The following is a 9,271-nucleotide window of genomic DNA, read 5'->3' as shown; positions in this document are numbered from 1 at the left end:
GGTTGGCGATCCGGTGGCCGATCTGGGTGCCGTTCAGCTTGTTGAGCACGCCGATCAGGCCGGGGTCCTGGCCCGCGAGGTCCATCGACATCTGCCGGTACGACGAATAGCGCTGGGCCAGCACATAGGCTTCGATCCGCGTGAGTTCCTGGCGGACGTCGTCGCGCCTCAGGGCGGGCTCGCCGAGACGTTCGGCCTTGCGGGCCAGCTCTACCAGCTTGTGGAACATGTCCTCGGTTCGCGTGGCGCCCCCGACCGTATCGCGCTCATGCTTCAAGGTGGTCCGGGACACCTCCCAGCCCTGGCCGCGCTCGCCGACGATCCAATCCTTCGGCGTCCGCGCACCGTCGAAGAACACCTCGCTGAACTCGCGGCCCCCGGTCATCTGCTTCAGCGGGCGGACGGTGATCCCAGGCTGCTTCATGTCGACCAGCAGGTACGAGATGCCGCTGTGCTTTGGGGCGTCGGGCTCGGTGCGGACGAGGATGAACATGTAGTTCGCCAGGTGCGCCATGGTCGTCCATAGCTTCTGGCCCGTGATCACCCACTGGTCGCCCTCGAGGACTGCGCGGGTCCTCAGCGATGCGAGGTCGGAGCCAGCGCCGGGCTCGCTGTAGCCTTGGCACCAGACGATATCGCCGCGCAGGGTGGGGGCGATGAAGCGCTCCCGCTGCCACTCGGCGCCGCGGCCCAGGAGAGTCGGGACCAGCATCGAGACACCGGGGCCCTCCAGCTCCTTCGGCGCGCCGGCTTTCGCGAATTCCTCGCGGATGACCCGAGCCTTCAACGGATCGGCCGGCTGCTCGGAGCCGCCATACTGCTTGGGGATGGACCGGTAGAGGTAGCCTCGCTCGACCGCCGCCTGGCGGAACTCGGCGGCGGCCCGCTTCGGGTCGGCCTCGCGCGCCGGCGGCCAATGGCTCCCGAGGAACGCGGCGACCTCGCCGCGGAACGCCTCGTAAGCGGAGCCGAGCTCCAGGTCCATCCACGTCCTCCCTTGCGCCTGCTTCAGCCGGGTCGGAAGCTCCCGGCCGGTGACTTCGCACCTGTACAGACGCGACAACATAGATAAATTATATAGCGATGTTAAGATGGAAACTGGCCAGGGGGAACGGACGGTGTCGACAGGACTGAATGCGGCCGCGCTGACGGACGTCGCGTACGAACTGCGCGACGGCGTGGCGCTGGTGACGCTGAACCGGCCGCACGAGGGCAACGCGCTGACGCGGGCGATGCACGCCGACCTTGAGGCGATCTGGGACGAGGTGAAGGCGAACGACGCCATCCGCTGCGCCATCGTGACCGGGGCAGGGGAGCGGCACTTCTGTACCGGCGCCTCGGTGTCCAATCTGTCGACGGACAAGGCCGGGTCGTCGCTTCAGAACCGTCCACTGGACCAGGTGGTGCGGCTGACGCCTTACCAGAACCGCGTGTGGAAGCCGGTCATCTGCGCCGTCAACGGCCTGGTCGCCGGCGGCGGCCTGCACTTCGTGGTGGACTGCGACATCGTCGTGGCGGCCGAAACGGCCGCCTTCATGGACACGCACACGACGGTGGGCCAGGTGGGGGCGATCGAGAACATCGGGCTTGCGCGGCGGATGACCCTGGGCGGCGCGCTGCTGATGACCCTCGTCGGGCGCGACTACCGCATGCCGGCAGCCCGTGCGCACCAGCTCGGGCTGGTGGATCTGCTGGAGCCCACGCCGGCGGCCGCGCTGGCGCGGGCTTTTGAGCTGGCGGCGTCGATCAAGAAGAACTCCCCGCAGGCCCTGGCCCTGTCCAAGCAGGCGATCTGGGGCGCGATGGAGGAGGGCTACACCCGCTCGGTCGAGGCGGGCTGGAGCCTGCTGCGCCTGCAATGGTCGCACCCGGATTTCGTCGAGGGCCCGAAGGCGTTCGGCGAGAAGCGCGCGCCCGTCTGGAACCCCGACCCCAATGCCCGTCGCTGACCGGCCGAACCTGCAGGAGGCGACGCGATGGACCTGACCTGGAGCCCGGAGGAACTGGCTTTCCGCGAGGCCCTGCGGACTTGGCTCGCCGCGAACGTGCCCGCCGAACGGCGGCCGCACGATCCGGCGGCGGGCGCCGCGTTCGATCGGGCCTGGCAGCGGGTGCTGTTCGACGCGGGCTGGGCGGGCCTGAACTGGCCGCGGGAGTATGGCGGCCGCGGCCTTTCGATCCTGCAGCAGGTGATCTGGTACGAGGAGTACGTTCGGGCCGGCGGCCCGCCCATGGGATTCCGGTTCGTGGCGCAGAACCACGCCGGGCCGACGCTGATCGCGCTGGGGACCGACGACCAGAAGGCCGGGCACCTGCAGCGCATCCTGTCTGGCGAGGCGCTGTGGTGCCAGGGCTTCTCCGAGCCCAACGCCGGGTCCGACCTCGCGTCGCTCCGGACGCGCGGCGTCGTGGATGGCGACGAGCTGGTGGTGACCGGCCAGAAGACCTGGACCACGGGCGCCGACCAGACGGACTTCCAGGAACTGCTGGTCCGCACCGACCCGGAGTCCAGTCGGCACAAGGGCCTCACCTGGGTCATCTGCCCGATGGCGTCCAAGGGCATCGAAATCCAGCCGATCCGCAAAATGAACGGCCGCGCCGAGTTCTGCTCGGTATTCTACGACGAGGTGCGGATCCCGCTGTCGAACGTGGTGGGGCAGGTGAACGGCGGCTGGGCCACAGCCATGGCGACGCTGGGGTTCGAGCGCGGGACGTCGTTTATCGGCGAGATGGCCGAGATCACCCTGCGGCTCGAGGAGCTCATCGAGATCGCCAAGGCCAGCGGCGACTGGAAGGATGACGAGGTCCGCCGCAAGCTGGCCGACCGGCGCGCAGAGGTGGCGGCGCTGAGGGCGCTGAACTACGCGAACCTGTCGCGGTATGCGCGGGGCGAGCCGCCCGGCGCCGAGGGCTCGATCACCAAGTTGCTGACCAACGATGTGGCCCGCTCGGTCCACGAGCTGGCGACGGAGATCGCGGGCGCCGACATCCTGGATGGCGACCTGGAGCGCAACCGGTGGGGCGATCTGCTCCAACACGGGATGGTCATGACCATCGGCGGCGGCACGCCCGAGATCCAGCGGGAGATCATCGCCGACCGCGTCCTCGAACTGCCGCGGAGCCGCTAGCATGGACCTGACCCTCGGCGAGGACGAAGCCCAGATCGTCGCCATGGCGGCCGACGTGATGGCCAATGAGGCGCCGTTGGATCGGTGGTTCGCGGCGGGCGCTGACGCCGCGGCCGACGAGGAACGGCTGCGCAGGCTGGCCGCCGACCTGGGTTGGATCGGGTTCGGCGCGCCCGAAGGCGTGGGCGGGAGCGGGGTGTCTCCGGTCGAGGAGATCCTGCTGTTCCGGGAGATCGGCCGCGCCGTGGGACCTGTGTCGCTATCGGCGGGCGCCGCGGCGGCGCGGATCGCGGCGGCTGACACGCCGGGCGTCGCCGGGCGGATCGTGGCGGGCGAGGCGGCGGTCGGACTGATCGTCGAGGCGGGCGGCGGCCGCGCCTGGCGCCTGGGCGCGGGGGGCGGGACGCTGGGCCTGGTGTTCGAGGACGACAAGCTGAGCGTCGTCGAGGTCGGGAAGGCGGAGGCCTGCCCCAGCCTCGATCCCACGGTGGCGGCGCAGGCGGGATCGCGGGCCGGCATGGTCGTGCTCGCCGAGAGCCAGGCGCCCGACGAGGCGCATCGCTTCGTCCTGCTGGTCGCGGCCCAGCAGCTGGGCATGGCCGAGGCGGCGCTGGGCGCCAGCGTGGCCTACGCCAAGCTGCGCGAGCAGTTCGGTCGGCCCATCGGCGCCTTCCAGGCTGTCCGCCACCGTTGCGTCGACATGGCCGTGCGCTGCGAGAAGGCGCGGGCGCAACTGTTCTTCGCCGCGGTCGCGCTGCGGGACGGCGCCGCGGACCGGGGCTTCCAGGCGCTGGCGGCCGCCAGGGCCTGCGAGGATGCTGCCGGGCGCAACGCGCGCGACAACATCTTCCTGCACGGCGCCACCGGCGTGACGGCGGAGAACGCAGCGCACCTGTTCCTGAAGCGGTCGCTCGTCTGGCGGCAGGTCGTTCGCCCACAGATTGTCCTGGAGGCGATTGCAAATGGCGCTGGACCGGCGGGCTAGGATGCGCCCACAATTTCGGAACCTGAAAATCATCTTAATGCGTTAGACTTCAAGCATGGACGGAAACCAGACTCGCCGCAGCTACACGCCGAACGTCACCGCCCATGTGCGCGTGCCGAAGACCGCCGAACTGGTGGCTGGCCGCATCCGCCGATCCATCGTGACCGGTGAACTGCGGACCGGCGACAGCCTGCCGTCGGAAGCCCACCTGATCGACGACTTCCAGGTGTCGCGGCCCACGATCCGGGAAGCGATCCGGATCCTCGAATCCGAAGGCCTGATCAGCGTCTCGCGCGGCGCCCGCGGCGGCGCGCGCGTGACCCAGCCCGACTCCGACATCGTGGCCCGGGCCGCAGGCATCGCCCTGCAGACGCGCGGCGCCACGATCCAGGACGTCTACGAGGCGCGGGTGATGATCGAGCCGCCGGCCGCGCGCCTTGCCGCAGAGCGCCGACCGAAGGAGGCCGCCGCAGTCCTGCGCCCTCACGTGGAGCGCGAGTTCGAGCTGACCGAGGACGCCGTCGCCGTGACCCAGGCGATCGCGGACTTCCACCGACTCCTGATGGAGCAGAGCGGCAACGAGACGCTCGCCATCCTGGCCCTCGCCCTCAAGGGCGTGTTCGAGAAGGCGCTGCTGGCGTCGCAGAACCTTCGGCCGCCGGTCAGCCTGCCCGAGCGCCAGAAGCAGCTCCGCTTCGGGCTGAAGTCGCATCGCCGGCTGGTGGACCTGATCGAGGCCGGCGACGGCGCCGGGGCCGAGGCGCACTGGAAGACCCACATGGAGAATGCGGGCAAGGTCTGGCTCAGCGACCTGGGCCGCCGCGGCGTGATCGAGATCCTCGACTAGCGGCGGGAACACTCAGCTTCCTACGAACGTCACCGGCGCCTTCGAGCCGAAGGCCTTTATGGCCGTGGCGTTGTCCTGGGTGCGCGAGGTCTTCAGCACGCCGCGCGCCTCCGCCTCCATGTGCGCATCCAGCCCCGTCGTGGCGCTGTCCTGCACCAGCCGTCGCATCAGTCCGAGCGCCACGGTGGGGCCGTCGGCGAACTCCTGCGCCACCTTTCGGGCCGCCCCGGCGAAGCCTTCGACGGGCGCGACCTCGTTGATCATGCCCCACTGAAGCGCCGTCTCCGCCGGCAGCCGTTCGGCCCGCATGACCAGTTGCCGCGCCCGCGCCGGCCCGATGGCACGGGGCAGGAGCCAGGTGAGGCCGCTGTCGGTGCTGGACGCCAGGTTGCGGAAGGGCACGAGGAAATAGGCCTTGTCCGCGGCGATGACGTAGTCGGCCAGGAGCGCGATCGAGACCCCGATCCCGACGCACGCGCCGTTCACCGCCGCCACGACCGGAACCTCGACGTCACGCAGCTTGCGGATCATCGGGTGGAAGATGCTCTCCACGGCGCTGCCCGCCGACGACGGCTTGCCTTCGGACGCCTCGGTCCGCCGCCGGGACAGGTTCGCCCCCGCACAGAAGCCTCGCCCCTCGCCCGTCACCATCAGGCAGCGCACGCCGCGGCGCGGCTTGGCGATCTCGCGCAGCGCCGCCTGCACGCCTTCGACCATGTCCGGCGACAGGGCGTTCAGCCGATCGGCGTCGGCGAGCACGAGGCTCGCGAGCGCCCCGTCGAACTCCAGGCGCACATTCTCGAAGTTCAGGATCTCCACGCTGTTTCCTCCTGGCGCCGAATCCGGCGATTGCGCGCTTGCACCATCTGTAACGTCTGCTTATTATCTAACTAAGTTAGAGATATAAAGCGGAGGAAGCAATGGCCCAGGACGCCGTCGCCGACGTGGTGAAGCAGGATTGGGAGAAGGCGACAGCCTACTCGCTCACCGATGACGATATCGAGCGCGCGAAGCTGCTGCTGGGCGTGGATGTCGCGTCGCGTGAGCGGGAGTACGTGCAGACCGCCACGACCGACAACATCCGCAACTTCGCGCACGGCTGCGGCAACGACAATCCGCTGCATTGCGACCCGGAGTACGGCGAGACGACCCGCTGGGGCTCGGTGATCGCGCCTTCGATGATGGCGGGTGTCATCAACAAGCCGCTGCTGGGCGACCCGATGAGCGCCGACCTGAAGGCCAGGACCAAGAGCCTGTTCCGCGGCATCCACGTGTTCGTCTCGGGCGGCGAGTGGACGTTCTACCGGCCGGTCTATCCGGGCGACACGATCTACAGCTTCAAAGGCGAGGAGACCCTGGAGGTCAATCCGTCGGAGTTCGCGGGCCGCAACGTGGTGCAGGTGCGCCGCGACGTGAAGTTCAACCAGCGTGGCGAGGTGGTCGGCGTCTACCGCATCATCCGCATCCTGACCGAGCGCAAGACGGCGGCGAACAAGGGCAAGTACTCGAAGATCGAGCCCCAGACCTACACCGACGACGACATCGCCAAGATCGACGAGATCTACGCCAACGAGACGGTTCGCGGCGCGGACGTCCGCTATTGGGAGGACGTCCAGGTCGGCGACTCGCTGGGCAAGATGGCCAAGGGCCCGCTGACGGTCACCGACGTGGTCTGCTTCCACGCCGGCGGCTACGGGTTCGTGCCCTACGCGCCCACGGTCGGGCGTCTGGCCTACAAGAACCGCCAGCGCATCGCGCCCTTCTACGTGAAGAACGAATACGGCGTCCCCGACGTGGCCCAGCGGCTGCACTGGGATCCGGCGTGGGCCCAGGCGATCGGCAATCCCATGGCCTACGACTACGGGGTGATGCGGGAGAACTACGTCTACCACTACCTCACCGACTGGTGCGGCGACGACGGCTGGGTGACGCGCCAGAACGACCAGATCCGCAAGTTCAACTACATGGGCGACACCCAGGTGATCAGCGGCGAGGTGGTGGCCAAACGCGAGGAAAACGGCCAGTTCCTGGTGGACGTCATGGTCGCCATGACCAACCAGCGGGGCGAGCAGACGGTGAAGGCCGACGCCACCATCGCCCTGCCCAGCCGGGCCACGCCGGCGCTGCTGCCGAAGGTCCCGGACGACCTGCAGGCGCGCGTCACCCAGATGTGGAAGCGGCACGGCGAGCTCCTGCTCGCCAAGCGGCAGCGCGGCGGCTGAGGCCGGGACCATGGCTCTCGATCCGAACCTGCGCGCGTCGCTGACGCTGCCTGCCATCTGCGCGCCGATGTTCCTCGTCACCGGCCCGGCGCTGGTGCGCGAGGCCTGCAAGGCCGGCGTGATCGGCGGCCTGCCCCGGCAGAACGCGCGCAGCTTCGAGATCTTCGAGCAGTGGCTGGTCGACATCCGTCGCGACCTCGACCGGCATGCCGCCGAGAACCCCGGCGCGCGCATCGCACCCATCGCCGTGAATCTCGCGACGCGCCTGCCGCCGGACGAGCTGGCGCTGCACCTGGCGGTCTGCCGGCGCTACGGCGTCGAGATGATCATCAGCGCCACCGGCGACCCGACCGAACTGGTCGCGCGGGTCCACGATTGGGGCGGCAAGGTCTTCCACGACGTGACCAACCTGCGCTTCGCCGAGAAGGCGATCGCCGCGGGCGCGGACGGCCTGACCTGCATCGGGGCGGGCGGCGGCGGCCACTCCGGGACGATCAGCCACCTGGCGCTCATCCCACAAGTGCGGGCGATGTTCGACGGGGTGATCATCATGGCCGGCGCCGTCTCGAGCGGGGCCGCCATCCGGGCTGCCGAGATCCTCGGCGCCGACCTGGCCTACCTCGGCACCCGGTTCATCGCCACGCAGGAGTCGGATGCGCCCCAGGCCTACAAGGACCTGCTGGTGAGCCAGGGCTCGGCTGGGCTGATGTACACCGGCAAGATCGCCGGCGTGCCTGCGAACTGGATGGCGGAGTCCATGCGGCGCGTGGGGCTGGATCCCGCCAACCTCCCCGAGCCGCTGGGCAAGGGCATGCGCCACGACCACCTGCCCGAGGGCGTGCGGCCCTGGGTGAACCTGTGGAGCGCGGGGCAGGGGATCGACCTGATCCACGACATCCCGAGCGTCGCCGAACTGGTCAACCGCCTGCGCCGCGAATACGTCGCCGCCTGCGAGACACCGGACATGGCCGAGGCCGCCCGCCTCGCCGAGCGCGCCCTGGACGCCGCGTCGGCATGACCTTGCCCTCCACCTCCCAACGCCGTCGCCGGAGAGCCTCCTAGTGTCCACCCTTTCCGATCTGGTGCGGGGCGTCCTCGCCGTCGATCCGCAGGCGCCTGCGATGGAGTACGAGGGCCGCTGGCGCACGTGGGGCGACCTGGCGCGGGTGGTGGCGGGAATCGACGACGCGCTGGCCGCCGCCGGGCTGGGGCCGGGGACACGCGTCGCGGGCCTGCTGCGTAACCACCCGCTGACCGCCGCGACCCTCCTGGCGGTGGTCACCGGCGACCGGTGCATCGTGACCCTGAACCCCGCCCTCCCGGACGAGCGCCTCGCCGCTGACATACTCGCCCTCAAGCCGCCGGCGATCGTCGGGCTCGAGCGCGACTGGGCGAGGCCGCAGGTGCGGGACGCCGCCGCGCAGATCGGCTGCCTGGGCCTGGTGCTGAGTGACGACGCGGAGCGGCCGGTGCAGTCGGTCGAGGGCTTGGCCCAGGTCACCGGTGGGGACTTGCGGCGCGAGGCGCCCGGGGTCGCCATCGAGATGCTGACCAGCGGCACCACCGGCGTCCCGAAGCGGATCCCGCTGAAGGCGGCATCGCTCGACAAGGGTGTCACGTCCGCCGGCGTCTACGACGGCCGCAAGCCGGGCGATCCGCCGCGCTTGCGGGGCGGCGTGCAGATCGTCAATTCCCCGTTCGCGCACATCAGCGGCGTCTTCAGCCTGTTCAACTGCGTGGCCGCCGGCCGCGCATCGTGCCTGCTCGACCGGTTCAGCGTTGAGACGTTCACCGACGCCGTGCGTCGCCATCGTCCGAAGGTGGCCGGTGCGCCGCCCTCGGCGCTCAGGATGATCCTCGACGCCAAGGTGCCGAAGGACGACCTCGCGAGCCTGGTGGCCTTCCGCGCGGGCACCGCGCCGCTGGATCCGGACCTCGCCGACGAGTTCTACGCGCGCTACGGGATCCCGGTCCTGCAGAACTACGGCGCCACCGAATTCGCCGGCGGCGTGGCCGGCTGGACCCTGGGCGACTTCAAGGCGCACCACGAGGACAAGCGCGGATCGGTCGGCCGGCTGAACCCCGGGGT

9 protein-coding genes are annotated in these 9,271 nt (G+C 70.0%); 7 read left to right on the top strand and 2 right to left on the bottom strand.

Features of this window, described 5'->3' with window-relative positions:
* The coding region (locus VGD44_RS25865) for an acyl-CoA dehydrogenase family protein (protein ID WP_331091576.1) at window positions 1-985 on the bottom strand (985 nt) is incomplete at its 3' end.
* Between the two features lie 133 nt (window positions 986-1,118).
* Here VGD44_RS25865 and VGD44_RS25860 point away from each other — a divergent pair.
* The 4 genes from VGD44_RS25860 to VGD44_RS25845 are packed head-to-tail and all read left to right on the top strand — an operon-like array spanning window position 1,119 to window position 4,960.
* Window positions 1,119-1,949, top strand: coding sequence for an enoyl-CoA hydratase/isomerase family protein (locus VGD44_RS25860; RefSeq protein WP_331091573.1), 831 nt, complete (start codon window positions 1,119-1,121; stop codon window positions 1,947-1,949).
* A 27-nt stretch (window positions 1,950-1,976) separates the two neighbouring features.
* Entirely contained in the window at window positions 1,977-3,128 is a 1,152-nt protein-coding gene (locus VGD44_RS25855; protein WP_331091571.1) for an acyl-CoA dehydrogenase family protein, read from the top strand.
* A 1-nt stretch (window position 3,129) separates the two neighbouring features.
* Window positions 3,130-4,113, top strand: coding sequence for an acyl-CoA dehydrogenase (locus VGD44_RS25850; RefSeq protein WP_331091569.1), 984 nt, complete (start codon window positions 3,130-3,132; stop codon window positions 4,111-4,113).
* 55 nt (window positions 4,114-4,168) lie between these two features.
* Window positions 4,169-4,960, top strand: a complete 792-nt coding sequence (locus VGD44_RS25845; protein WP_331091567.1) for a FadR/GntR family transcriptional regulator — start codon at window positions 4,169-4,171, stop codon at window positions 4,958-4,960.
* A 12-nt stretch (window positions 4,961-4,972) separates the two neighbouring features.
* On the opposite strand, the gene VGD44_RS25840 is transcribed toward VGD44_RS25845, so the two are convergent.
* A complete protein-coding gene (locus tag VGD44_RS25840; protein WP_331091565.1) occupies window positions 4,973-5,779 on the bottom strand; it encodes an enoyl-CoA hydratase-related protein in 807 nt (268 codons plus the stop codon).
* 101 nt (window positions 5,780-5,880) lie between these two features.
* Between VGD44_RS25840 and VGD44_RS25835 the strand changes: the two genes are divergently transcribed.
* The 3 genes from VGD44_RS25835 to VGD44_RS25825 all read left to right on the top strand — a co-directional run.
* Window positions 5,881-7,182: an FAS1-like dehydratase domain-containing protein gene (locus VGD44_RS25835; RefSeq protein ID WP_331091563.1), complete on the top strand. Its 1,302-nt coding sequence runs from the start codon at window positions 5,881-5,883 to the stop codon at window positions 7,180-7,182.
* A 10-nt stretch (window positions 7,183-7,192) separates the two neighbouring features.
* Window positions 7,193-8,200, top strand: a complete 1,008-nt coding sequence (locus VGD44_RS25830; RefSeq protein WP_331091561.1) for a nitronate monooxygenase — start codon at window positions 7,193-7,195, stop codon at window positions 8,198-8,200.
* Between the two features lie 43 nt (window positions 8,201-8,243).
* Window positions 8,244-9,271: AMP-binding protein (locus VGD44_RS25825; RefSeq protein ID WP_331091559.1), on the top strand; the 1,028-nt coding region annotated here is incomplete at its 3' end.

The sequence above is a fragment of the Phenylobacterium sp. genome (assembly GCF_036402295.1).
Lineage (GTDB): Bacteria > Pseudomonadota > Alphaproteobacteria > Caulobacterales > Caulobacteraceae > Phenylobacterium.
This window is presented reverse-complemented; position numbering and strand designations above follow the sequence as displayed.

Bases quoted from the DNA above. Each gene is read 5' to 3' on its own strand.
- VGD44_RS25830 (WP_331091561.1), top strand. From the start codon at position 7,193: ATGGCTCTCGATCCGAACCTGCGCGCGTCGCTGACGCTGCCTGCCATC.
- VGD44_RS25855 (WP_331091571.1), top strand. From the start codon at position 1,977: ATGGACCTGACCTGGAGCCCGGAGGAACTGGCTTTCCGCGAGGCCCTG.
- VGD44_RS25835 (WP_331091563.1), top strand. From the start codon at position 5,881: ATGGCCCAGGACGCCGTCGCCGACGTGGTGAAGCAGGATTGGGAGAAG.
- VGD44_RS25850 (WP_331091569.1), top strand. From the start codon at position 3,130: ATGGACCTGACCCTCGGCGAGGACGAAGCCCAGATCGTCGCCATGGCG.
- VGD44_RS25845 (WP_331091567.1), top strand. From the start codon at position 4,169: ATGGACGGAAACCAGACTCGCCGCAGCTACACGCCGAACGTCACCGCC.